The sequence below is a fragment of the Methylocaldum sp. genome, from assembly GCF_039794385.1.
Taxonomy (GTDB): Bacteria; Pseudomonadota; Gammaproteobacteria; order Methylococcales; family Methylococcaceae; genus Methylocaldum.
Genome location: NZ_JBDIVO010000037.1, coordinates 1 through 23,569, shown reverse-complemented (window position 1 = coordinate 23,569; position 23,569 = coordinate 1). Strand labels below are relative to the sequence as shown.

General features: G+C 57.9%; 23 protein-coding genes. 9 read left to right on the top strand and 14 right to left on the bottom strand.

Going from position 1 to position 23,569, the window contains the following annotated elements; all coding sequences use genetic code 11:
• The coding region (locus ABJK70_RS05730) for a hypothetical protein (protein ID WP_347257541.1) at positions 1–569 on the top strand (569 nt) is incomplete at its 5' end.
• 141 nt (positions 570–710) lie between these two features.
• A complete protein-coding gene (locus tag ABJK70_RS05725) occupies positions 711–1,070 on the top strand; it encodes a hypothetical protein (RefSeq protein ID WP_077731188.1) in 360 nt (119 codons plus the stop codon).
• 70 nt (positions 1,071–1,140) lie between these two features.
• On the opposite strand, the gene pqqE is transcribed toward ABJK70_RS05725, so the two are convergent.
• From pqqE to ABJK70_RS05690, 7 genes are all read right to left on the bottom strand, one after another.
• Positions 1,141–2,271, bottom strand: a complete 1,131-nt coding sequence (gene pqqE, locus ABJK70_RS05720; protein ID WP_347257540.1) for a pyrroloquinoline quinone biosynthesis protein PqqE — start codon at positions 2,269–2,271, stop codon at positions 1,141–1,143.
• Positions 2,240–2,521 (bottom strand): pyrroloquinoline quinone biosynthesis peptide chaperone PqqD, encoded by a 282-nt coding sequence (gene pqqD, locus ABJK70_RS05715; RefSeq protein ID WP_133716621.1) that lies wholly within the window; start codon positions 2,519–2,521, stop codon positions 2,240–2,242. Before pqqD ends, pqqE begins: the two co-directional genes overlap by 32 nt.
• 4 nt (positions 2,522–2,525) lie before the next feature.
• Positions 2,526–3,251, bottom strand: coding sequence for a pyrroloquinoline-quinone synthase PqqC (gene pqqC / locus ABJK70_RS05710; protein ID WP_077731191.1), 726 nt, complete (start codon positions 3,249–3,251; stop codon positions 2,526–2,528).
• An 8-nt stretch (positions 3,252–3,259) separates the two neighbouring features.
• Complete coding sequence (pqqB, locus tag ABJK70_RS05705; RefSeq protein ID WP_133716623.1) at positions 3,260–4,174, bottom strand: pyrroloquinoline quinone biosynthesis protein PqqB; 915 nt, start codon at positions 4,172–4,174, stop codon at positions 3,260–3,262.
• A gap of 100 nt (positions 4,175–4,274) precedes the next feature.
• Positions 4,275–4,349 (bottom strand): pyrroloquinoline quinone precursor peptide PqqA, encoded by a 75-nt coding sequence (gene pqqA / locus ABJK70_RS05700; RefSeq protein ID WP_077731218.1) that lies wholly within the window; start codon positions 4,347–4,349, stop codon positions 4,275–4,277.
• A 148-nt stretch (positions 4,350–4,497) separates the two neighbouring features.
• Complete coding sequence (locus ABJK70_RS05695) at positions 4,498–5,247, bottom strand: molybdopterin-synthase adenylyltransferase MoeB (RefSeq protein WP_077731193.1); 750 nt, start codon at positions 5,245–5,247, stop codon at positions 4,498–4,500.
• A 135-nt stretch (positions 5,248–5,382) separates the two neighbouring features.
• Complete coding sequence (locus tag ABJK70_RS05690) at positions 5,383–5,988, bottom strand: WHG domain-containing protein (RefSeq protein ID WP_347257539.1); 606 nt, start codon at positions 5,986–5,988, stop codon at positions 5,383–5,385.
• Positions 5,989–6,283: 295 nt separating this feature from the next.
• Between ABJK70_RS05690 and ABJK70_RS05685 the strand changes: the two genes are divergently transcribed.
• The 3 genes from ABJK70_RS05685 to icd all read left to right on the top strand — a co-directional run bounded on the left by ABJK70_RS05685 (position 6,284) and on the right by icd (position 9,999).
• The gene (locus tag ABJK70_RS05685) at positions 6,284–6,613 is read left to right on the top strand and encodes a DUF2782 domain-containing protein (RefSeq protein ID WP_086135293.1); all 330 of its coding nucleotides are present in this window, start codon (positions 6,284–6,286) and stop codon (positions 6,611–6,613) included.
• 164 nt (positions 6,614–6,777) lie between these two features.
• The gene (gshA, locus tag ABJK70_RS05680; protein ID WP_347257538.1) at positions 6,778–8,355 is read left to right on the top strand and encodes a glutamate--cysteine ligase; all 1,578 of its coding nucleotides are present in this window, start codon (positions 6,778–6,780) and stop codon (positions 8,353–8,355) included.
• A gap of 399 nt (positions 8,356–8,754) precedes the next feature.
• Positions 8,755–9,999 (top strand): isocitrate dehydrogenase (NADP(+)), encoded by a 1,245-nt coding sequence (gene icd, locus ABJK70_RS05675; RefSeq protein WP_086135295.1) that lies wholly within the window; start codon positions 8,755–8,757, stop codon positions 9,997–9,999.
• Between the two features lie 85 nt (positions 10,000–10,084).
• On the opposite strand, the gene ABJK70_RS05670 is transcribed toward icd, so the two are convergent.
• Both ABJK70_RS05670 and ABJK70_RS05665 read right to left on the bottom strand, forming a co-directional pair.
• Positions 10,085–10,441, bottom strand: coding sequence for a hypothetical protein (locus tag ABJK70_RS05670; protein WP_139841149.1), 357 nt, complete (start codon positions 10,439–10,441; stop codon positions 10,085–10,087).
• A 240-nt stretch (positions 10,442–10,681) separates the two neighbouring features.
• Entirely contained in the window at positions 10,682–14,395 is a 3,714-nt protein-coding gene (locus ABJK70_RS05665; protein ID WP_347257537.1) for an FAD-dependent oxidoreductase, read from the bottom strand.
• A 247-nt stretch (positions 14,396–14,642) separates the two neighbouring features.
• On the opposite strand from ABJK70_RS05665, the gene ABJK70_RS05660 reads away from it, so the two are divergent.
• Together ABJK70_RS05660 and gloB are read left to right on the top strand one after the other, a co-directional pair.
• A complete protein-coding gene (locus ABJK70_RS05660) occupies positions 14,643–16,241 on the top strand; it encodes a DNA mismatch repair protein MutS (RefSeq protein WP_077731200.1) in 1,599 nt (532 codons plus the stop codon).
• Between the two features lie 9 nt (positions 16,242–16,250).
• A complete protein-coding gene (gloB, locus tag ABJK70_RS05655; protein ID WP_086135297.1) occupies positions 16,251–17,015 on the top strand; it encodes a hydroxyacylglutathione hydrolase in 765 nt (254 codons plus the stop codon).
• 116 nt (positions 17,016–17,131) lie between these two features.
• Here the strand turns inward: gloB and ABJK70_RS05650 are convergent, their stop codons facing one another.
• Positions 17,132–17,554, bottom strand: coding sequence for a hypothetical protein (locus ABJK70_RS05650; RefSeq protein WP_077731202.1), 423 nt, complete (start codon positions 17,552–17,554; stop codon positions 17,132–17,134).
• A 78-nt stretch (positions 17,555–17,632) separates the two neighbouring features.
• Entirely contained in the window at positions 17,633–18,091 is a 459-nt protein-coding gene (locus tag ABJK70_RS05645) for a DUF302 domain-containing protein (RefSeq protein WP_077731203.1), read from the bottom strand.
• Between the two features lie 45 nt (positions 18,092–18,136).
• On the opposite strand from ABJK70_RS05645, the gene mobA reads away from it, so the two are divergent.
• Positions 18,137–19,618 (top strand): molybdenum cofactor guanylyltransferase MobA, encoded by a 1,482-nt coding sequence (gene mobA, locus ABJK70_RS05640; protein ID WP_086135298.1) that lies wholly within the window; start codon positions 18,137–18,139, stop codon positions 19,616–19,618.
• A gap of 86 nt (positions 19,619–19,704) precedes the next feature.
• Positions 19,705–20,448: a flagellar brake protein gene (locus tag ABJK70_RS05635; protein WP_086135299.1), complete on the top strand. Its 744-nt coding sequence runs from the start codon at positions 19,705–19,707 to the stop codon at positions 20,446–20,448.
• A 13-nt stretch (positions 20,449–20,461) separates the two neighbouring features.
• Here ABJK70_RS05635 and ABJK70_RS05630 read toward each other — a convergent pair whose 3' ends face one another.
• The 3 genes from ABJK70_RS05630 to ABJK70_RS05620 form a co-directional block, all read right to left on the bottom strand.
• The gene (locus tag ABJK70_RS05630; RefSeq protein ID WP_347257536.1) at positions 20,462–22,123 is read right to left on the bottom strand and encodes a DNA polymerase Y family protein; all 1,662 of its coding nucleotides are present in this window, start codon (positions 22,121–22,123) and stop codon (positions 20,462–20,464) included.
• Positions 22,124–22,677: 554 nt separating this feature from the next.
• The gene (imuA, locus tag ABJK70_RS05625; protein ID WP_086135301.1) at positions 22,678–23,325 is read right to left on the bottom strand and encodes a translesion DNA synthesis-associated protein ImuA; all 648 of its coding nucleotides are present in this window, start codon (positions 23,323–23,325) and stop codon (positions 22,678–22,680) included.
• The coding region (locus ABJK70_RS05620; protein WP_347257535.1) for a S24 family peptidase at positions 23,325–23,569 on the bottom strand (245 nt) is incomplete at its 5' end. The genes ABJK70_RS05620 and imuA, both read right to left, overlap by 1 nt.

The window sequence follows — 23,569 nt, the reverse complement described above, 5'->3', positions numbered from 1 at the left end:
TTGTCGAGTGGCTGCAATATGGCCTGATCATGGCGACCATGTCTCTCTATTTTTTCGGTGCTTGGCGCTTGAAGCACCGTCGGCCTTTGTTTCTGATGCTCGGAATGTTCGCCGTGATCGCTTCGATCCGTGAGTGGGACTATTGGTGGGATAGGCAACTGCCGTCTTTGGGGTGGCAATTGCCGGCGGGCATTTCGCTTTTCGTGTTGCTAATGATTGGCTGGCGTAACCGAAAAGTCTTACCGGAACAGATTTGTACTTTGATTCACTCGGCGCCTTTCGGTTTTCTTTGGTCAGGATTTCTGGCCGTGGCGGTGCTGGCCCAGTTGGTAGGTCACGCCGAGCTGCTGAAACTGGTCATGGGAAGCGATTTTAAGACCGGATATAAGCAAATCATCGAGGAAAGCCTGGAATTGTTCGGCTATTACCTCATATGGTTCGGTACTCTGGAAGCCCTTCTGGCGGCGCGACGGTCGGCGGAGGATTCGGCCAGGTTCGATCACCGGGATTTCGGATCGGGCGGGGTGCTGAAAATCCCGGAAATGAATCGCCTCTACGAGGTATCCTGACGAATCGGCAAAAACGTCGAGACGGCCGTGAAAAGTGGTTTCAACGTATCCGCAAGGCGATTCTGCACGGATAGGTATTGCCGGTACTGGTCTGCTATCGGAGTCTTGATGGATTAACGATCTTGACCGGAAGGAGGTGTTATGAGGATAAGGATTGTCCAGGTCATTGTTCCCGCGCTGCTGGTCGTGCTAGGGGGATGCGCGACGCAGGAAGGGCCACGTCCGCCCAATTGGGCGTATGCCGTGCAGACGGCGGACACACGGGAAGCGCACGAACGGCTCGCGAATCACTATGATGAAATCGCGCAGACGATGCAGGCCGATGCGGATGAAGAGCGCGAGATGCTGATCCAGTATCAGGCTAATCCACACAAGTACGGCAAGCAGATTCTGGATTTGAAAGCGCGTGCCGAAGCCATGATCCGGGATCTGGAAATGGCAGCCCAAGAAAGCCGTCGTTTGGCCGAATATCATCGCCAGTTGGCGGCGGAAAGCCGATAATGCTTCCGGACGGTTTATGTGCTCGGATTCGAACGAGCGTGGCGGTCCGCCCGTTTGAGAGTAATCAGACTTAGCCGCTAAAAGACTTAGAGTTCTTGGTGTTGCGGAACACCATCGGTTTCGTTTCGCCGGTTTCAGCTGCCGAGCGCGCACTGGCGATCGCTTCGAATACGGCATGCCTATGGGGAGATTTGCCGCACACCGGGTCGGCGGCGGTCATATCGCCGGTGAAAAGATAGGCCTGGCAGCGACAGCCGCCGAAGTCTCGGGTCTTTTCCGGGCAAGACCGGCAAGGCTCCTTCATCCAATCGTATCCGCGAAATTTGTTGAAGGCATCGGAGTGTAGCCAAATGTCGCGTACGCTCATATCGCGTACGTTGGGGCAGTCGAGTCCCGGCAGCGACCGGGCTTCGTGGCAGGGGAGGGCAAGACCGTCCGGAGCGATGGTCAGAAACGTCGTCCCCCAGCCGTTCATGCAGGCCTTCGGCCGATCTTCGTAGTAGTCCGGCACCACGTAGTAAATCTTCATCTTTCCCTTGAGCTTTTCCTTATAGTCCTGGGCAATGGCCTCGGCTTCCTGGAACTGCTCGCGGGTCGGCAGCAGCTGATCGCGATTGAGATGCGCCCAGCCGTAATACTGGGTATTGGCCAGTTCAAGATAATCGGCTTCCAGTTCGACGGCCATTTCGAGAATTTCGCGCATCAGGTGGATGTTCTGGCGGTGGATCACGACGCACAGAACCATGGGGTAGCCGTGCTTCTTGACCAGTCGGGCCACCTCTTTCTTTTGCTCGAACGATTCGGTGCCGGCCAGATAGTTGTTCAGCGTCTTTTCGGGTGCCTGAATGCTGACCTGAATGTGATCCAGTCCGGCATTCTTCAGCTCGGCGATCCTGTCCTCGTCGAGCTTATAGCCGGAGGTAATCAGGTTGACGTAATAGCCCAGCTCTCGGGCGTGTCTGACCAGGATAGGCAAGTCCTGGCGCACCAGCGGTTCGCCACCCGACAAGCCGAGTTGCACCGCGCCCATTTCGCGGGCTTCGGAAAATACTCTCAGCCAGTCTTCGGTGTCGAGTTCGTCCTTATGTCTCGCGAAGTCGACGGGATTGGAACAATACGGGCACTGTAGCGGGCAGGTGTAGGTCAGTTCGGCTAATAGCCAGCGCGGACTACTGACGGGGAATTTGTCTGATCCAACCATTATCCAAGGCAGATTGCAGGAGTTCGGAAATGTCGTCCCTTAGACCGGTGGTTTCGAATTTCGTCTCAAGTTCGGAAACGATTGCGTCCAAATCGCGTGTGCCGTCGCACAGCTTGAGGATTTCGGCGGCGGGCAGGTTTAACTCGACCAGGCCCTCGGGATAAAGGATCACGTAACGCTGTTGGGCTTCTTCCCATTGCAGTCGATGCAGGGGCGAGAAGGCAAAAAGGCTTTGGGCGTCTAAGGCCATGGTTTCAAGGCTTGATATTGAAGTAGGGCGGCTTGTTTTCGATATAGGCCAAGTACATCGCGTCAAGCATGCTCCACAGAATGTCCAGCTTGAGCTGGAGGATTTCCAGGGCGCGCTCCTGTTGCTCGCGAGTCTTGAAATAGTCCAGTGTGATGGCGAGGCCGTGTTCCACATCGCGGCTGGCCTGACTCACTCGTTTCCGGAAATAGGCGAGTCCATCCTGGTCGATCCACGGATACAGGTCGGGCCAGCCGGACAAGCGCTGCTTGTGAATGGTCGGCGCGAACAGCTCGGTCAGCGACGAACAGGCCGCTTCCTGCCAGGATGCCTGGCGGGCGAAATTGACATAAGCGTCCACGGCAAAGCGGACGCCGGGCAATACGTGCTTTAGCGACCAGAGTTCGTCTCGGGGGATGCCTACAGCAATACCGAGTCGCGTCCAGGCTTCGATGCCGCCGGCATCGTCGCCCCAGCCGTCGTGATCGTGTATCCGCTGAATCCACTGGCGTCGGGTTTCGCGATCGGGGCAATTCGCCAGAATGGCGGAGTCTTTGACCGGGATCTTGATTTGGTAATAGAAGCGATTCGCAACCCACCCTTGAATTTGCTCTTTGCTGAGCTTGCCGTCAGCCATGAGCACATGGTAGGGATGGTTAATATGATAATACGCCTCTTTCTCGCGCAATTTGGCTTCGAATTCTTCTCGGGTCCAAGGTGTCGGTTCGCTCATGGTGTTTCTCACAGGTCGATTTCCATGCCGTCGCAGGCAACTTCGATGCCCGCTTCGGTAAGGGTTTTTCGCTCCGGCGAATCTTCGTCCAAGATCGGGTTGGTATTATTGATGTGAATCAAAATCTTCCGTGCTTTGGGTGCATTTTTCAGCACTTCGATCATGCCGTCCGAACCTGATTGGGGTAAATGTCCCATGTCGCGGGCAAGCTTATCGCAAATTCCGGCACGGCCCATCTCATCCTCCTGCCAGAACGTGCCGTCGACCAGCATGCAGTCGGCCTGCTGCATGGCCGCGAACACGTGAGGTTCTATTTCTCCGAGTCCCGGCGCGTAATAAAGTTTCTTGCCCGAAGATATCTGCTCGATGATGACCCCGATGTTGTCGCCTTCGTGCGGATCGTGCCGATGAGGCGAATAGGGCGGTGCCTTGCTTTTCAGCGAATGGGTGTAGAACTTCAGGTCGTGAATCCCGGGAATCGCGAAGCCGCTACCGTCCAGAGGCGTGCTATGGTGGTTGACTCCGCAGTAGTGCTCCAGCATCTTAAATACAGGGAATCCCGTCGACAGGTCCTGTTTCACCATCTCGCTGCAATAAATGTCCAAAGGTCGAGTGGACTCGCGCAGCATCAACAGTCCCGTGGTGTGATCGATTTGGCTGTCGATCAGGACGATGGCCTTGATACCGCTGTCACGGATGCCGTGCCTTGGATGGACGGCCTGAAAGGCTTCCAGTTGAGTGCGGATGTCGGGCGACGCATTGAAAAGCACCCAATTCTCGTTGTCGCTGCTGACGGCAATCGACGACTGAGTGCGCGATTTGGCCTTGACTTGGCCTTGGCGAAGCCTGGAGCAGTTGTGACAGTTACAGTTCCACTGCGGGAAACCGCCGCCCGCGCCGGCGCCCAACACTCGGACTTTCATTTCGATCTTTGCTAAGCAAAAGAGCTTCCGATGAGCCCTTTAAATGAAAAACGGGGCTCTACATTGCTGCGGAGCCCCGTTCAGGGATTCAACCGGCGAATTAGCGGTTGTAGATGTACATCGTGACTTCGAAGCCAAAGCGCAGGTCTTTGTAGCTCGGTTTTTCCCATCTCATTTCGGATTACCTCCAAAAAAGTGATTTATTGCTTTAGTTTGGAATGGCTTGTAAAGCTCGCGGCAAAGTATACGTATCCGATTTTTGGAAAGCAACGGGAGTTATTCCTATTTCTCGAAGGGAAATCAGTAGAAGCCCGCTGGATTGCTCAAGCCGATCCAGCGCAAGTCGGGCATCTGGGATTTCTTTTCAAGATCATTTGATTCCACTCCATGCTCAGCGCATCGAGCAATAAAAGTCGTCCCACCAAGGGTTCGCCGACGCCCGTGAGGAGCTTGATGGCCTCCAGGGCCTGGAGGCTGCCGATGATTCCGGGCAGAGGGGCAAGCACGCCGGTTTGCACGCAGCTTTCCGCAAGTTCGCCGTGATCGGCGTACAAGCAGTTGTAACAGGGGTTGTTTCCGACGCCCGGAGTGAATACGGCCAGTTGTCCCTCGAAGCGGATCACCGCTCCGGAAACCAGCGGCGTTCGCGTTCTTACGCAAGCGGCGTTGACGGCGAAACGGGTGGTGAAGTTATCCGAGCAATCCAGCACCACGTCGGCCCGAGCGATTTCCTGCTCCAATTGTGCCCCCTCCAAGCGGGACGTGAGTTCGGTGACTCTCACATCGGGGTTTAGCCGTTCGAGGGCTTTACGCGCCGAAACCGCCTTAGGTTCTCCGATGTTCTCCGTGCCGTGCGCGATCTGGCGCTGAAGGTTGGATATTTCCACGACATCGTAGTCGTTCAGCGCCAGGCTGCCGACCCCGGCGGCGGCCAAATACATGGCGGCGGGCGAGCCGAGACCGCCGAGACCGATAATCAATGCCCTGGAATCCAGCAGCTTTTCCTGGCCCTCGACGTCGATCTGAGGCAGCAGTATCTGTCGGCTATAACGCAAAAGTTGATTGTCGTTCATCGTTCGGCGGTAGAGACTATTCGGAAAAGTAAACCAGTTTACCGGCAAAAATCCTTCGCCGCATGGGGCGAGGATAAAACGAATTAGTCTTGCGATCGGGGGGGGCTTGCCGATCAGCGTTCTAGAGTCCGTGAACTAATTTTGCCGCATCCAGCCGGATAAAAAGTTTCGGATCAGCGAAGTCGTCAGTTTCTCGGCATCGGGAAGACCGGCGATGTCCAGCTTATCGGTAAGCGCCAAGGTGCAGACGCCGTGCACGCCTCCCCAAAGCGCTCGAGCGGCCAGTGCGACTTCCGTCGGATTTCGGGCCGGACCGAGTCGGGCGAGACATTTTTCGACCCGATCGAACAGGGCGAGAACATGGTTGCGGTACCAGCCGGGCGAAGCGGTTGCCGTGGGCGATCCGCGTCCGAAAATCAGGTCCCAGCGTCCCCTGTGTGACGCGGCGAAGCGGAGATAAATGCAGCCCAGTTCCACCAGTACAGCTTCGGTATCGTTTTTCTCAGCCGTAGCTTGGTCGAGTTCGAGGGCTAATTCGGCCAAGGTCCGGGCGTTCACCCGGAAAATCAAGTCGTCCAGGTTCTCGAAAATCAAATAGAGGCTGCCTGCGGTATAGCCGATTTCGTTCGCGATCTTGCGTGTGCTGAGACCTGCCGCGCCTTCCCGCTCGACGATGGCTTCCGCTGCTTTTAAAGCCATTTCGCGAATTTCGTCGCGGCTATGATCGCTTCGTCTGGCCATGGCGAATATCCTTGCTCGATTCCGGGAATTTAGCCAAACCGCGTCGGTCCCTTAGATGAGGACAGCTGATTGACTCCATCCCAGCCTAACTCGGTGCGGATGGAACGGTATGCAGAGTTGACGATTATCATCGCGAACATGTGATGTGCCAGGTAGTTTCTTGAGCCATGGGATTAACCGAGCTCTCGATCGTTCGATTATCGGCAGGACGTCTGGCCATGTAATCGGATTTCTCGATCCGATATGTACTATCATTGGCAAATCTCAAAACCCAGTCCTTTCAGCAGGATTCATCATGCTACGGATTATTTCGCTTTGTCTTTTGGTTGTCGCAGCCTCCGCCCAAGCGCAGGGTGAACTCGCTCCGGTGCCCGAGCCGCCGGATATTCCGCCGCAGGTCGAGAGCGGTGAGCCCTTGGAGCCGGATGTCACGATTATCCGGCGGGGCAAGGACACTATCGAAGAATACCGGATCAATAATCGGCTTTACATGGTAAAGATCAAGCCAGCGATCGGTCCGGCCTATTATCTGCTCGACACCGACGGCGACGGTAATATGGACGTACGGCGCAGCGATTTGGAGGATGACTTGCGGATTCCGCAATGGGTGCTGTTCAGTTGGTGAGGCTCCTTTAAACCGAGATAGCGGTTTACTGTACAGGCCGATCGCGCTTCTCTGATAGAATGAAAATGGATTCGGGTGTTTTGTAGTCCGTCGAATCCGGATTTCCATTCCGCGATTTCACGAGTCATCCCGCCTTTAAGAACAACACCAAGGATTATTCGCGCTTGAGCCAAAGCATAGACTCCCGGCTTAACCAGCTTATTCATACCGGCCAACAACATCTGCTGAGGAACGGCCTCAAAGGGCTGGAGAAGGAAAGCCTTCGGCTTGCGGCCGACGGCGTCATCGCGCATACGCCGCATCCGATGGGAGTAGGATCGGCGCTGACTCATCCTTATGTCACCACGGATTATTCCGAGGCGCTGATCGAGCTGATTACGCCGCCCTATGCCGACCCGGCGGAAGCGCTGCGGTTTCTTAAAGACCTGCATACCTTCATATACCGCAATCTGGGAGACGAGATCTTACTCGCGACTTCCATGCCCTGCGGCGTGACCGGTGACGAAAGCATCCCCATTGCCGAATACGGAACCTCCAATATCGGTCGGATGAAACACATTTACCGGCGCGGACTCGCCTATCGCTACGGGCGGATGATGCAGGCCATTGCCGGCGTTCATTTCAATTATTCGGTCAACGAAGCGTTATGGCCGGTCCTGTGCGAGTTGGAAGGCGGGGCGGACTCCTTGTCCAGCTTTATCGCAGGCAACTATTTCGGCATGGTGCGCAACGTTCATCGCTACGGGTGGTTAACAATCTATTTGTTCGGCGCCTCTCCGGCATTCGCCAAGTCGTTTTTCAACGGACGAGAGCATCTTGCGTCCAGATTTTCGGAGTTCGACGCCCGAACGCTTTTTCGCCCCTATGCGACTTCGCTGCGCATGAGCGATATCGGGTACAAGAACGACAGCCAGGCCGGGCTCGATATCTCTTTTAATAATCTCGACGACTACGTGGCGACTCTCGGCAAGGCCATAGCGACGCCTTATCCGCTTTACGAGAAGATCGGCGTGAAGGTGAATGGAGATTACCGTCAGCTGAACGGCAACATTCTCCAGATCGAAAACGAGTATTACAGCGTCATCCGTCCCAAACAAATCGCCGAGTCCGGTGAAAAGCCTACGCTTGCCCTAAAGCGGCGCGGAGTGCGTTATTTGGAGCTTAGATCGCTGGACTTGGAGTGCTTCAGTCCTGCCGGGGCAAACCTGGATCAGCTGCGCTTTCTGGAAATCTTTCTGCTTTTTTGCCTTTTGGAACAAAGTCCCCCACTCGATTCCGCGGAGAAGAGAGAAGTCAGCCAGAACGGCATGGCGGTCGCGTGTTGCGGCCGTACGCCCGGGTTCAAGCTTCGGCGCAAAGGCCGAGAGGTTTTGTTGAAGGACTGGGCGGCGGAAATACTTGAGGCCATGCGCGGCATCGCAGAAATTCTCGATGCGGAAGACGTGTCTAAACCCTACACGCGAAGCCTGGAGGAACAGGCCGCCAAGTTTTTCGATCCCGAACTGACGCCTTCCGCCCGCATGCTGGCCGAAATGAGGGCGAGTGGAGAATCGTTCGAGGAATATGCGCTGCGGATATCGAAGGAGCATGCGAGGGTGTTCCGTGATCGCTTCCTATCCGCCGAGCGAGCCGAATTCTTTCGCCGGCTGACCGACGAATCGCTCGAGGAACAGCAGCAAATGGAAGCTGGCGACCAACTCTCTTTCGACGAATTTTTACACCACTATTTTGCCCAAGCATAATAGGCCCGAGATCGGAGCCTATTCCGCCTGAGAAGCTGTCTTCAAACTGCTGCGCGCCGTCATGCCGGCGTTGTTCAAGGGTTCAAGATGCTGATGAAAAACATCTCTGTTTTTCACCCTACCGGGCGCGCTATCGTGCGTCCCATTTCTCTCCCGGAGAAATGGTCATGTACTCCTCGGTACACTCCGGTTTTGACTCGCCCGATCCTTGCGGTTCGCCCTGCGGGCCAGGCTAACGGCTGTTCCCTCCACGGGCCTGCTGGCGGCTTCGGGTCGCCCTTTCGCGCCTTGCCTTGACGTCGCTCGTGACGTTTGAAGACTGCTTCTAAGGGCTAGATCGTCGCGGATTTCTGCGTCGGTCAGCATCTCAGTTCTCTACGCTATTTCATGGAGGTCGCCATGGATTACCAGCACATTCGGCTTCCTGCCGGCGGCGAAAAAATCAGCGTTCGGGACGGCAAGCTTCGTGTTCCTGACGAGCCCGTCGTCGGCTACGTCGAAGGCGACGGCATCGGCCCGGATATTACGCGCGCATCCCTCCGCGTTTGGAACGCAGCGGTCGCCAAAGCATACGGCGGGGCGCGCAAAATCCATTGGTGCGAGCTCTTTCTCGGAGAAAAAGCCGCTGCACTCTACGGCAACGCTTTTCCCGACGAAGCGGTGCACGCGCTAAAGGACTTGGTCGTATCCATCAAAGGTCCTTTGACGACCCCTGTGGGTGGGGGAATGCGGTCCATCAACGTGTCCCTTCGACAAACCCTTGATCTTTACGCATGCGTTCGCCCGGTACGCCATTTTCCGGGAGTGCCGTCGCCCCTGCGTCATCCCGAAGCGGTGGATGTGGTCATCTTTCGGGAAAACACCGAGGATGTTTACGCAGGCGTCGAATATCCGGCGGGATCGCCCGAGGCCTTTAAACTCGAGCGTTTTCTGAAACAAGAGCTCAAGGCAGATTTCCATGAGGGCAGTGCTCTCGGGGTGAAACCGGTGAGCGAATTCGGAAGCAAGCGGCTGATCCGCAAAGCCATCCGCTATGCGCTCGATCACGGGCGGAAGAGCGTTGCCTTGATGCACAAAGGCAATATCATGAAATTCACCGAGGGCGCGTTCCGGAACTGGGGTTACGAACTCGCTCGTACGGAGTTCGCCGGTCAGACCATCACCGAAGAGGAATTGAACAGATTCCATGGCGGCAAACAGCCGGATGGCAAGATCGTCATCAAGGACCGCATCGCCGATATCATGTTCCAGCAGATGCTGCTTCGTCCCGAAGAGTTTGACGTCATCGCTACGCTCAACTTGAACGGCGATTATCTTTCGGATGCGGTCGCGGCGGAAGTAGGAGGTGTTGGTATTGCGCCGGGAGGCAACATCGGCGATTTCATCGCCGTATTCGAAGCAACCCATGGTTCCGCGCCCAAATACGCCGGCCAGGACAAAGCTAATCCCGGCTCACTGCTCTTCAGCGGGGTAATGTTGCTTGAATACCTGGGATGGCACGAAGCCGCGAAAACGGTAGAAAACGCTTATAGTGCCGTTGTCGGCCAGAAGATCGTCACTTACGACTTTGCACGGCAGATGGAAGGCGCACGCGAGGTGAAAACCAGCGAGTTCGCCGAAGCCTTAGTAGGGGCGATGGGTTGAGTGCCGGGCACAAAAAAAAGCAGGGCGGTTGCCGCCCTGCTTTTATACTTCCAGCCTGTCTCAAGACAGACAGGTTGCAGGCATCTTATTTGATGCCGGCGTTGACCTTTTCCATGGCGGCGGCGGCTTCGCTCAAGAGCGGTGCGGCTTCGGACGTGTTTCCGGCTGCGCAAAGGTCTTGGGCTTGCCGAACCTTCTTCATGGCGTCCTGCAAGGGCTTGCCAGCCGCGTCGCCGGTGATTTCCTTATAGTTCTGCTTGGTCTGCTTGATGGCAGACAGGCAGCCGTCCTTGTCGCCAGCGGTTGCAGCGGCCTGGGCTTCCTTGGTGGTCTGGACGGTCTTGACCATGAATTCCTTTACGCCAGCGGCGTTTTCGGCGGCAATGGCGCTACCCATCGTGCCGGTCAACAACAAAGCGCCCAGAACTAAGGTTTTGTTCATTTTCATTCTCTTGCGTTCTCCTCTGGCTATTCCTGGAATAACCAAACAAATGTCACGATTGCTTATTGAGTGCTGATGCATACGCCGCCATTGCCATACCGCGTTTCGCGGAAGCTTCCAGGTCGCGAGCTCCTGCGATGGCGTCGATCGAGGAAAGGCGTAAAGCCGTCCATGCAGTCAACGGGCGTCAATGGTAAAAGACTTTCCGGATATTGTCATGCTTTCGTCTTTGGAAATTTTTCAGCCTACCCGTCGATCGCCGTTTTTCGAAAGTAGATAGTCCAGCCACATCGTCGACAGTTTCTCCTGTACCGAGTTCTGGCGCAGGCGTGCGTACAAGTTGGGAAAATCGACCCGGTCCAGGTCTTGATCCTGGTTGTAGCAGGAGTACACGAAATACTCCTTGCCGCTGTCCGGTTCCACATGCTTGCACAGACACTGCGCGCAGACGCCCTTCATCATGCACTGCATCGGCGAGTTGATCGAGCCAATGGCGGAGTGATGAGCCTTGAGATACGGCTGGAGGACGCCGTAACGGGCTGCTTTGACCGCCGCCATCATGCGGTCGGAGCCGATGACGATCATGTGGTCGACGTCGTCCATGTGGATCGGAGTCGGACCCAGTTCGCCCTTCGCGTAAGCCAGCATCGCTTCGACGATGTTGCCGACGAAGGTTTTGTCCTGGGGGCGCAGCGGCGGTATGGGCTCTGCTCCTGGGAGATTATCGACCGACCAGACCACCACATCCGAGGCCGCTTCGATTTCCCGAATCTTGAACACGTCTTCGCGCTTCCGATAGCCGGCGAAATAGATGACATGGCTGCCCGCCGCGCGCAGCGCTTTGCCGATGGAGAACAGCACCGCATTGCCCAGGCCGCCGCCGGCGAGGAGGACCGTTTGCCCGGCGTGAATTTCAGTGGGGGCGCCGGTGACCCCCATCACCACGATGGGGTCGCCGGGCTTCCACATCGCGCAGAGCTTGGACGACGAACCCATTTCCAGAGCGATCAGGGATATGAGGCCTTGTTCCTTGTCGACCCAGGCGCCGGTCAATGCCAGGCCTTCGGCGACCAGCACCGTATCGTCCACGACGGGTGCGAGCGCTTCGAAGTTTTGAACGCGGTAGAACTGGCCCGGGCAGAAGTGCTTCGCGGCCAGCGGAGCCCTTACGATGACTTCGACGATGTTCGGGGTGACCCGATTGATTTCTACGATACGCGCCAGCAGTATGTCGTCGAGCCTGTGCTGGAACTCTCGCAGATTCGCAAGGCGCTGGGGCTGCTGGGCTCGATCGAGCGCGGCGAGCTCCTTTTCGTACAGTTTGACGATGTAAGGATATCCGTCCTTGGCGCTGGCCATGGCTTTCACCACGTTGCCGGCATAGACCGGGTGGTTGTCGCCGTAGAACGTGATGAACTTGCCGTGGCGGCGGTACGAGGTGAACGGCGCAGGCTTGCCGATCTTGGGAACGGCGGTGTCTTTGACCGGTTCCAGCTCCGGAATTTCGCTCAGCCAATTGGGTTCGTAGCGCTGATAGAACTTCTGGTCCATCTCGAAGGAATCCGGATGCTCGGATTCGTAGATGGTATTGGGCGAGGTTCCCGCGGCGACGAACAGGCTGCGCAACGGGACTTCGAGGTTGCCGGCTTTTTGCCAGCGGCCATCCTGTTCCTCCAGTTTTTCGAAGCGCACGGCGCGGAGATGTCCGTATTTGTCCTCCAGGGCCTCGAGCGGGTTCATGCCCTCGGCCAGCAGAATGCCTTCGTCCATGGCTTCCTTGATTTCCTCGTGATTCTGCCGGTAAGCGGGTGAATCCTTCATGCCCTTGCGGTAGAACAGCGTGACGCCTCCCCAGGCATTCAGCAAGGGGAGGAAATCGGGCTTTTCCCCGGCGGCTTGTGCCCTTTGGCGTTCTGCCTGCACGGCCTTGGCATGACCCAAAAACTCGTCGAGGATCAGCAATTCTTCCTCGTCGTAGCGGGCGCGTACGGTTTCCTCGCCGAAGGCGGCGCACAGCTTTTCGTAGCGTTGCATGATCTTTTCGACCTGCACCGGATAGTAGGCCAAAAGCTCGGTGGCGGTGTCGATGGCGGTCAAGCCGCCGCCGATCACGCCGGCCGGGAGGCGCACTTGCAGATTGGCCAGCGACGACTCCTTGGCGGCCCCGGTCAATTGCAGCGCCATCAAGAAGTCCGACGCCTTGCGGATGCCGCGAATCAAATTGTTCTTGATGTCGATGAGCGTGGGTTTGCCGGCGCCCGAAGCGATGGCAATGTGGTCGAAACCGAGATCCCAGGCTTCGTTGATCGTGAGAGTGCCGCCGAAGCGCACGCCGCCGTAGCAGCGGAAGCTGTGACGCCGCAACAGGGTCAGATAAATGACTTTCAGGAAGTTCTTGTCCCAGCGCACCGTGATGCCGTATTCGGCCACGCCGCCGAAGCCCAGCATGATGCGTTTGTCCAAATCCTCGTACAACTCTCGGAAATCATGGATGGGGCGGGGCGGATGGGTCTCGTCTCCGACGATGTCTTTGGGCAGCGGTTCGATCTTGAGGCCGTCGATACCGACCACGCCGAAGCCTTCGTTGGTCAAATAATGAGCCAGCGTGTAGCCGGCGGGCCCCATGCCGGCCACCAGCACGTTCTTGCCGTTGTAGGGAAGGGCGTACGGCCGCTTGACGTTGAGCGGATTCCAGCGGGTCAGGAGGCTGTAAATCTCGAAGCCCCACGGCATGAACAAAACGTCGGTGAGGACGTTGGTCTCGATCTGCGGAATATTGACCGGCTCGGTTTTCTGATAGATGCAGCCCTTCATGCAGTCGTTGCAGATGCGGTGGCCGGTGCCGGGGCAGAGCGGGTTGTCGATGGTGATCAACGCCAGCGCGCCGATGTTGTCGCCTTGACGCTTGACGACGTGCATCTCGGAAATCTTTTCCTCCAGCGGGCAGCCGGTAATGGTCACGCCGAGCGGATTGGTCTTGTACGTGCCGTCCTTCTTGTTGCGCATGCCCTTGGAGCACGAGTCGGTATCCCGGTCGTGGCAATAAATGCAGTGGTCGACTTCGTACAACACGCGCCGTTCGGGAAAACGTGGATCGGTAAGGCCGAATCCTTCGCGCCTCCTGTGGTGTTCCTCGGGGGCCGCCCATACGCTGTAGCCGTCCGCCGAGCGCGTCTCGTGATGAACCAGATGATTGAAATCGGTCTTGGCCGGGAACTTGAAGCTGGCCCACCCTTGGACTTGGGCTTTGAGCTCGGGAATTTGCGTAGCTGCATAGGTCCAGCGTTGGACCAGATCCAGCAGCGCCTTCACCAGGTCTTCGTCGCTCTTGCCCAGCAGACCGGCAAAGCGCGCCTCGGTATCCGGATCGGTGGCAAGAGTACGGCGCAATTCGGCGATTTCCCTTCCGCTCACCGACGCATCTTGATGCCAGCGGTGCAAGCGTGCGCCTAAGACGGCAACCGCTTTTTCCCGGTCCGATTCGATCAACACGGGTTCGGCGATTCGGAGCAAGGACTCGAAGTCCGCCTGGATACCGGCGATATTCCAGCTTTCCAGCGCCTGATTCTTGAACAGTCCCGCGACCTTCCCGACGATCTCGTTGCGGTACAGGAAGATGCTGTCGAACTCGTCGCGGATCGCCTGTATTTGCGTGTCCCGTTCGGACGATACGCCGAACAGCCGCGCCACGAAAGTACCGACATAGGGCGCCATTTTGACCAGGACATCCGAAATCTTTTCGGGCGGCATGCCTTCGCCTTGGCATGCGCGATAACGCTCGAATTCGGCGAATAGGGCCGGATCGTGGTTGCGGACCGTTGCGTCGAAGACGTCTGACAAGTCCTTGAGCCGTTCCGGTTCGTACAAATCAGCATAGTTAAAGCCGGATATGCCTAGGGTCAAAACGGATGCGGCGCTTAGGCCCGTATCGGAGCGAACGGAGTGATCGGTCATGATTGTCGAGATCGCGTGGGTTGATGAAACTTCTTTTTCGTCAGCGTTGCCAGAAGACGGACGGATTTTCGTGAAAAATGTGTGAAATTTTATGCTGAATCGATGGTCGAGTCGATCATGGGCACTGTTCGAGACATTACAGGGTCATTAAGAAACATAGGTATCGCCCCCGTTTCCTTCCAGGTTGAAGCGGGCGCCGCTAAGGTGTAGGTTAGGCGCCGAACTATCATTGCCAGGTCCTCGCTCCATGAATTCCCTATACCAGACTCTTCTGCAATCCGATTCCAAGGAACCGCCGGTCGTTCGTTCCGCCGCGCCGGGCGCAACCGGAGAGGGTGTCATCGATGTTTCGACGTTTCAGGCCATCGAAGTCGATAAGCTGTTCGACAGCATCAATCACGCCGCCACGATCACCGGTCAGGCAACCCTTTATCGCTCGCTGGTCCAGCCGCTGGCGTCGGCGGACCTTATCCGGGCCAAGCAGGACGCGGTTCGGGAAATCGAATCCGACAAGGCGCTTCGAGACTCGTTGGAAACCCTGATCAAACAGGCGAAGTCGCTGGAAGATGACTTTTACGGTTTATTATTCGGCACGTTCATGGGGCTCATGAGTTCGCCCGCGCACAAGCTGGAAATCGAGGGCTACGGTTATGAGACCTATAAAAAAGGCACTCGGTTCATGCTCAATCTGGTGGAGGCGGCAAACCGGTTTCCGAAGCCGAACAGCGAGTACCTGGGCCTATTGATCGACGACTTGCGGCGCTTTGCCCATTCGCGCGCCTATGCCCTGATGAAGGGGCCGGTGTACCGGACCGAGAAAGATGTCCGCTCCAAGGCGGAGAAACCCTGGTATACCCCGGCGATCCGCTTTCGGCCGTCACTGTTCAAGCCGGTGGGGCTCGCGGTCGCGGCCATCCTCCTGGTGCTGACTTTGGAATTCGTGCCGTTGCTGCTCGATCTGGCGGTTTCGATCGCGCCGGTATTTTGGCTGTTCCTGCTTCCCATCAGCTTCGTTTACATCCCCATCGTCGGCGGTTTCGATCGCGATGGCTGCATCTATCCGCTCCGCGACATCTTCAAACGGTCCGAGGACGTGCAAAACACGCTGGATTCGCTGGGCAAGCTGGACGAGCTCTTGAGCTTCGTCCGCCTCAAGGAATCCTTCCACCACTCCGTGGTCTTGCCCAAGATCGTCGAGGCCGAGCGCCATTCGCTGGTGCTCAAAGGCGTGCGGAATCCGGTGCTGAGCAAGGACAATCCCGACTACGTGCCCAACGACATCAGCCTGAAAAACACGCGGCTGACCTTCATCACCGGACCGAACAGCGGCGGCAAGACGGCGTTCTGTAAAACCCTGGCGCAGAGCCAGTTGCTCGCGCAAATCGGATGCTATGTGCCGGCTCAGGAAGCGGAACTGACCGTCGCGGACCGCATCTTTTACCAGGTCCCCGAAATCAGCCACCTCGCCGACGGTGAAGGGCGCTTCGGCACCGAACTCAAGCGGACCAAGGACATTTTCCTCGCAACGACGCCGAAAAGCCTGGTGATCATGGACGAACTCTCGGAAGGCACGACCCACGAGGAAAAGATCGAGATTTCCATGAATATCCTGGACGGGTTCTATCAGAAAGGCAGCAACACCATTTTGATCACCCACAACCACGAACTGGTCGATGCTTATCAGCAGAAAGAAATCGGATTGGCGAGGCAGGTCGAGTTCAAGAACGAGCAGCCGACTTACCGGGTGGTCGAAGGCATTTCGAGGGTCAGCCACGCGGATCGGGTGGCTCGCAAGATCGGTTTTTCGAAAGAGGATATCGCCCGGTATTTATCCGGTGGCAGATAAGGACGCATCATGCTGGAAATCCTTCAAATCCCCGTACTCAAGGACAACTACGTTTACCTGATCCACGACAGCCAAACCGGCGAGACGGCGGCGGTCGATCCCGCCGAGGCCGATCCGGTTTTGGAGGCGCTCGCCGCTTACGGATGGACGCTGACTCATGTCCTGAACACCCATCATCACGGCGATCACGTGGGCGGCAACCTTGAGCTCAAGCGGCGGACGGGCTGCCGGATAGTGGGTTCGGAGCGGGACCTCAAGCGCATTCCAGGTATCGATATAGCCGTGGGCGAGACGACAGTTTTGAAAGTTGGAAGCTCCGAGGCTCGCGTGCTCGATGTTCCGGGACACACGCGTGCGCACATCGCGTTCTGGTTCGCCGGGGCCGATGCGCTATTTTGCGGTGATACGCTGTTCGCCCTGGGATGCGGACGGTTGTTCGAAGGCACGCCGGAAGAAATGTGGCGCTCGCTCTCGAAGCTGCGCGCCTTGCCTCCCGAGACCAGGGTTTACTGCGCCCACGAATACACCCAGGCGAACGGCCGATTCGCCTTGACGGTAGAGCCCGGTAATGTGGCGCTTCAGCAACGGATGGCGCAAGTCGATGATCTGCGGCGGCAGAACAAGCCTACGGTTCCTTCGACGTTGAAAGAGGAATTGGCGACCAATCCGTTCCTCCGCCCCGAAAGCGAGGAAATCCGGAGCAACTTGGGAATGATGAACGCCGACCCCTTGGAGGTGTTTGCGGAAACGCGCCGGCGGAAGGATATGTTTTAAGAGTCCTTGTCGGCAAAGGATTGCCGACCTACGACTTGGTAGGGTGGGTTAGCCCTGAGCGTAGCGTTAGCGAAGCCGAAGGGCGTAACCCACCGAAACGGAGTTTGTTGTCCCCCTTATTTCTTCACGTCCTTATCCGCACCCGCCGGAAAGCAAGCTTCCTGAGCGTATTTCTTCGCTTCCTTGTACTTCTCGCGCAGTTTCGCGGATTCCGGCGGATCGCGGAATTCCGCGCCGCGCTCGCCGGCCATGCTGAATCCGTAGGTGAAAGTCTGCGCCTGGACGAATTCATCGTGGCTCATCCGGCTCGCGATCTTGTCGACGCTGCACGTGCAGTGATAGAGATTGTTGTAATTCTGGCCGCCATGCTCCTGCATGCATTGCAGGACATATTCGACCCTGGCCAGCGTGGGAAAATCGTTGGTTTCCTTTGCTTCTGTTTCGGGGGAGGGCGGAGCGGACGTGCAGCCGGCTGCCAGGATCAGAACGGCGGCCGTTGCGGGCCACCGGATATTCAAGGGAAAAGCGGGTATTTTCATGCTCAATCGTTCTCGTAAGCCTGTCTCAAAATCGCTACATGATAGTGCAGCGAAAGCGGAAGGCGCAATTTGTGAAATTCAGTTTTCCACCGCAAAGTCCACGATTTGTTTGAGCTTTTCGTTCATTTGCCGAGCGAATTCGTTCATTTTCGGGTTAGGCGAACGGGTCGGCAGCAAATGCGTGGTCACGATAACTTTGCCGTTCTCGGAACGGACGGCCACATTGCAGGGCATGTAGATGACGGATTCCGGCGAAATTTCCAGCATCTCGCGGGCCAGCGTGAGATTGCAGAACTGAATGGTGTCGTAATCGGGGAAGCTGATGTTCTCGCGCTCCCGGATCACGCTGCCGATCTTGTTGTGGCCGGTGATGCGGAAATTCCGCTCGGTGATCGCGAGCTCCAACTCGGACAGAACGTCCTGATAAGGTTTGGTAGTCTCGGCTTGATAGTAGAGCGGTTCGGGATTCTTCGGAGCGGAGCACCCTGGCAGGATAATCAGCAGCAGTGCGACAATCGAACCAAGAAATAAGCGCATACACTAAATAGAAACATATCAAAACTCGATTTTTAGCTTATCACCATGATTTTAGAGAGGGCAAAAATAACCGGCGTGATTCTGGCCGGCGGACGCGCACGACGGATGGGCGGCGAAGACAAAGGGCTGATTCGCTTCAAAGGCAGACCACTGGCGAGCTACGCTCTGGAAGCCCTGGATTCGGTCGCCGCGCACATTCTGATCAACGCCAACCGGAATCGGGACGCATACGCGCGTTTCGGTTATCCCGTGATATCCGATCAGACCGACACTTTCGACGGGCCTCTGGCCGGGCTGCTCAGCGCCATGCGTGCCGCGGAAACGCCCTATGTCCTAACCGTGCCATGCGATTCGCCGCTGGTGACGGGGCGTCTTCTGGAAAGACTGTGCCGGGTGATGCAGGAGACCGGAGCCGAGCTTTGCGCCGCCCACGACGGCGAGCGTTTGCACCCGGTTTTCCTGCTGGCTGAACGCCGCCTGGCGGACAGCCTGGAACGTTATCTGGCCGGCGGTCAGCGGAAGATCGACCTCTGGCTCGAGCAGCACAGGCTGGCCTTGGTCGATTTCAGCGATCATCCCGAGCTGTTCGCCAACGTCAACACGCCGGGGGAGTTGGCGGCGCTGGAGGGCATGGAAACGGCGGATGCAACGGCAGCGGCTCCGATCGATCTTCAGGCCAATCCTTACGATATCCGAATGACGAATGCGGGACGCGCCTCCTGCTATGCCGCCACCGCGCTCGACGAGTACGGTGAACGCCGCGAATTGGAACTGGTGGGCGAACGCGCTCTGACCGTCTATGTGGACAAGTACGAAATCGTCACCTTGATGACGATCGGAACCCATCCGGAACTTTTGACGCTCGGTTATCTCCGCAACCAGGGATTCATCGAGAACATCGCCGACATCCGGTCGGTGCAGGTCGATTGGGAGACCGAGGCGGTCGCGGTGACTACCCGGCTCACCGAACACGCCTTTCTCGAAAGGCTGGGCAGCCGTACCGTCACCACGGGGTGCGGTCAGGGCACGGTGTTCGGCCGGTTGATGGACCAGCTCCGCGAAATTCGCGTACCCAAGGTGACCGTCCGCCAATCGGAGATCTACGGCGTTTTCAATGCGCTCAGGGATTACAACGAGGTATACAAGCGGGCCGGGGCGGTGCATGGCTGCGCGCTGTGCAAAGACGGCAAGATCGAAATCTTCGTCGAAGATGTCGGACGCCATAATGCCGTGGATGCGATCGCCGGCTACATGTGGCTCACCGGCATGGAAGGCGGGGACAAGATTTTCTATACCACCGGACGCCTCACCTCGGAAATGGTGATCAAGGTCACGCAAATGGGGATCCCGGTGCTGCTGTCGCGTTCGGGGGCCACCCACATGGGATTCGAGCTGGCGCGGCAGGCGGGCGTGACCATGCTCGCCCGCGCGAAGGGACGGCACTTCCTGGTTCTCAATGGCGGCGAAAATATCGTTTTCGACGTGCCTTTGCCGAAGCGGCCTTCGCCCGAAACGACGGATGATTAACAACCGCAGGCAATTCCGATCACGTTTTTCGGTGCGTTGCCCTGCTAAGCTTTAATGTCAAGTGATCCTTAGTTCTATTGCGACCTATGCCAGCCGATACCAGTGAAAGTCAAGGCGGATACGTTCTGAAAAGCCGGGGCGAAATCATCGAAAAGCTCAAGCTCATGCAGACGAAGAAGTGTCTTTTAAGCACTCTGCCGGACGGTAGTGGCCTGAGTTTCGTGACCACGGTCGTGCAGGTGATGGCGGAAAAAGGATTGGTGGTCATGGATTTGAGCGAGAACGCCAGCGTCAATCGGCAGTTGCTGGCGGCGCAGCAAGTCGCATTTCGCGGACAAGTCGACGGCATCCAGTGCCGCTTCGCCCTGACCAAACTTACCGAGGCGACCTTGAACGGGCAAACCGTGCTTGCGGCCCCGATTCCGGATTCCTTGTACTGGCGGCAGCAGCGGACGTTCTACCGGGTGGCGATTCCGGTAGCCATGCCGGCCAAATGCGTGGTCAGGCTCGACGACATGCCCGCAGAGTTCGGTATTGCCGACATCAGTCTTTCTGGGTTAGCCCTGATCGACAAAGCCAATCGGCTCGGCGACTTGTTCTCCGTCGGGCATATTCTCGAAGAATGCAGGCTGATCCTGCCCGGCCATGGCGAAATGATGCTGGGTCTCGAAGTGCGCAATAAAGTCGCGATGACCTGGGCTAACCCTCCGGTCGGTCAGCGGGTGGGGTGTATTTTCCGCGGCGCCAGCCGAAATTTCGAAATCAGCCTTCAGAAATTCATTTACGAAATCGAACTGCAGAAAAAGCGGCAGGAAAGCGTATCGCGCTGAGGGCGACCAAGTCCTAAGCAAAGAAACCATGGAGGTACCACCCGCCGTTCCCATCGAGTTCCCGGTATATCCAGGCGCGGACGCCTTCCGGGCTCACCGCCACGCGGTAATCCCGCCGGATCGAAGCGCCGTCCCACCAGCCGCTCTCGATGCGCTCCCGCTCCGGCAGCAATCGGTAACGGGTCGGATCGCACGGTCGAGGCTTGGGCAGCAGCCACAACGGCCGGCGTTCCTTGCCGATGGCGAAGCCGATGGGCGATTCGTTCCGCGTCCAATCGCAAACGGCGTCTCCGGGAGCACCGAAGCCGCCCTTCCAATCGCAAACGGCGTCTCCGGGAGCACCGAAGCCGCCCTTCCAATCGCAAACGGCGTCTCCAGGAGCACCGAAGCCGCCCTTCCAATCGCAAACGGCGTCTTCGGGAGCGCCGGAGACCCCCTTCCAGGCGAACTCAGGGCGGTGATCGGCCGGAGTGTCCAGAAAGCGCAAGGCATCGCGTCCCAGGCGCTGCTGCAATTGTTCCAGCAAGGTCTCCCAGTCCAAAGCGCCCGGAGTTTTGGCAGCGAATAGATCCGCCTCGTGCGCCCGATAGGGTTGTAGCGCGCCGCAACGCAGGCGAAGGGCGGTAACGGCGTCAGGCAGGGGCGTTCGCTCCAGACGCTCGCTCAGCAGCATCGAAATTCTCTCCGGATCGCGGCTGGCGTAGCGAAGCTTCAGTTCCAGGCGCGTGGCTGGCCGGCGGAAGTGGAAAAGCTCCAGTTTCAGCCGGTCCGTGGCGGCGTCGTGCTGGCGCAAAAAGGCAGCCAAATTTTCCAGCAGAACCGCGCACACGGGGCGCAGGTGAGCCAGGTTCTCGGTTTCCGCGGCGAGTTCCCGATAAGCTTGAAAGACAGGCGGCGTTCGGAAGAGCCCGGGCATTTCCTTTTCCCGCCCTGCGGCTCGGTCGAGTTGGCGTAGCACGGCAAGACCGTAACGCCGAGCTAGGCCGTCCCGCGGCAAACGCCAGAGATCGCGCAGGGTGTGGAGACCGGCCTTGGTGAGCCGGTTCGCCGTATTCCGTTCCAGGGGCAAGCGGGCGATGGCCAGATCGCCGAGCCCGGAGCGGAGTGCCGCCGGGTTCTCCACCGTCCGCTCCAGCCCGGAGGAGGCCATGAGCCAGGCCGGAAAAGGTGCCGGTGCCGCCGCGAGAATGTTGCAATGGCCCAGGTTTTCGAGCTTGGCACGCAGCCGCTGCGTCAAGGCATTCAAGCCGCCGAACAGGGTCAGGCTGCCGCGGATTTCAAGGACCAGGGCGGCCGGATAATCGAGGCTCACCCAAGGCGTGAAGCCGAGCCCGGCTTCCGCCAGCTTTTCCAGCGCTTCGCGTTCCATCCGTTCGTCGCGGCGATGCAGTTGCAGACCGGCGCATAAGGCCAGGGCCGCGTTCGTAGGTAAGCCGGGATGGATGCCGAAAGCCCCGGCGGCAGGGGTGGCGGCAGAAATCAGGGAACGCCCGCCGCTGTCCACCCATACGGCGGCGGGACAGTCGTCTTCGAGCTTGAAGACCTCCAGCGGCAAACGCGGCAGATAACAGCACAGCCAAAGTGCCGCCGGCGCCGGCTGCGAAGTAGCGGAGACTTGCGTGGCCGACAATGTGAGCTGGGCTGCCGGAACTGTCGGAAAAGCCTGCAAAGCCATGGGGTGTTCCAATGTTTAGGGCATTTTTATATCGGGTGTAGGGGCGAATTCATTCGCCCCTACACCATAAATTCGAACTGAAAATGCTCTTGCCCAATTTGCTCCTTCTTTCCGGGCAGAGGTATCTACATAAGTCGATCAAAGAAGGAATCGTTGCGCGATAGCTTCGTTTGAGTTGTAGGCCGGAATGAGCAAAGCGTTTCATACGGCACACCGTGTGCCGTCCCCTGTGGGCGCTGCGCATGCCAATCCGCTCCCGGCCGCTTGGTCCGGCAAAACTCAGTGGGACATAACATTGTGCCGGGAACGGCTATCGCCCCTTCGACTTCGCTCAGGACAGGCTTATCCTGGCCTACATCCGGCTGCGTCGGGAAAGGATTCCCGACCTACGTGGCTGCTTCTGCATGCTGCCTATTAACCCGGCCTATAAATATAGGCCGGGTTAATCCGGGGCAGGGATGCCCCGGCGCGGCGACAAGCCGCGTGAGCCCAGGCCGGGCGTGTACCGGCCTGGGCGGCGGCCCGAAATACCAGGAGGGTATTTACGGGCCTGATTAATAATTGGGAAACATATCGTCCGCCCCGCCAATCAGTACGGCATTCACGACCGGCATGCCGCGCGTCTTGAGAATGTGAACCCAAAGCCCTTGCTCTCCTGCTTCGAGGCGAAGACGCAGGGCGGCCGGGGTGCCGGCGGGCAGATCGGACAAAAGCAGTACACCGAGGCAATGGCCTTCCGTCGCCGCCAGTTGCAAGCGGCGCAATACCGGAAAAGGAGACGGTTTGCGGGGCCAGGCCAGGACCATGCCGCAGGCGGTGCTGCGCAACAGTTTTTCCGCGCTCCACCAGATGTCCTTGTCGTTCGAGAGCTTGTCCAGCAGGAGCAGACGGCCCAAATCGATGCCGGCATCCGCCAGGGCCGGTGCATATGGCAGATAAGGCGGCGCGATCCAGGCCAGGCGTTTTCCCGATCCTTGCACGTGCCGCATGGCGGGAAGCAAGAGATGCAGTTCGCCGATGCCCCAGGCGGGAACGGAAACTTCCATCAATGCCGCAAAAGGCCAGCCTCCTTCCGGTAATGCGTGGTCCAATTCCTGAAAGCCGGTGGGAATCGCAGCATTCTCGGCAGGTTGAGGCCGGCGGCCGCGCCACAGAAGCGGCGTCGTGCGGAGCAGTTCATCAAGTCCATTTGGGCTGTTCATCACACCCACTCGCTGCGGATGACGCCGACTACCACGCCTTCGATGCACAACTCCTGGCGCTCTAGGTCGACCGCCAGGGTTTCGAAGTCGGGATTGGCCGGTTCCAGATAGGCCACGGAGCCTTCGAGCCGCAGCCGTTTTACCGTGACTTCGTCGCCGATGCGGGCGATCACGATTTGGCCGCTGCGGGTCTGGTCGGTGCGCTGCACCGCCAGAAGATCGCCTTCCAGAATGCCCGCATCGC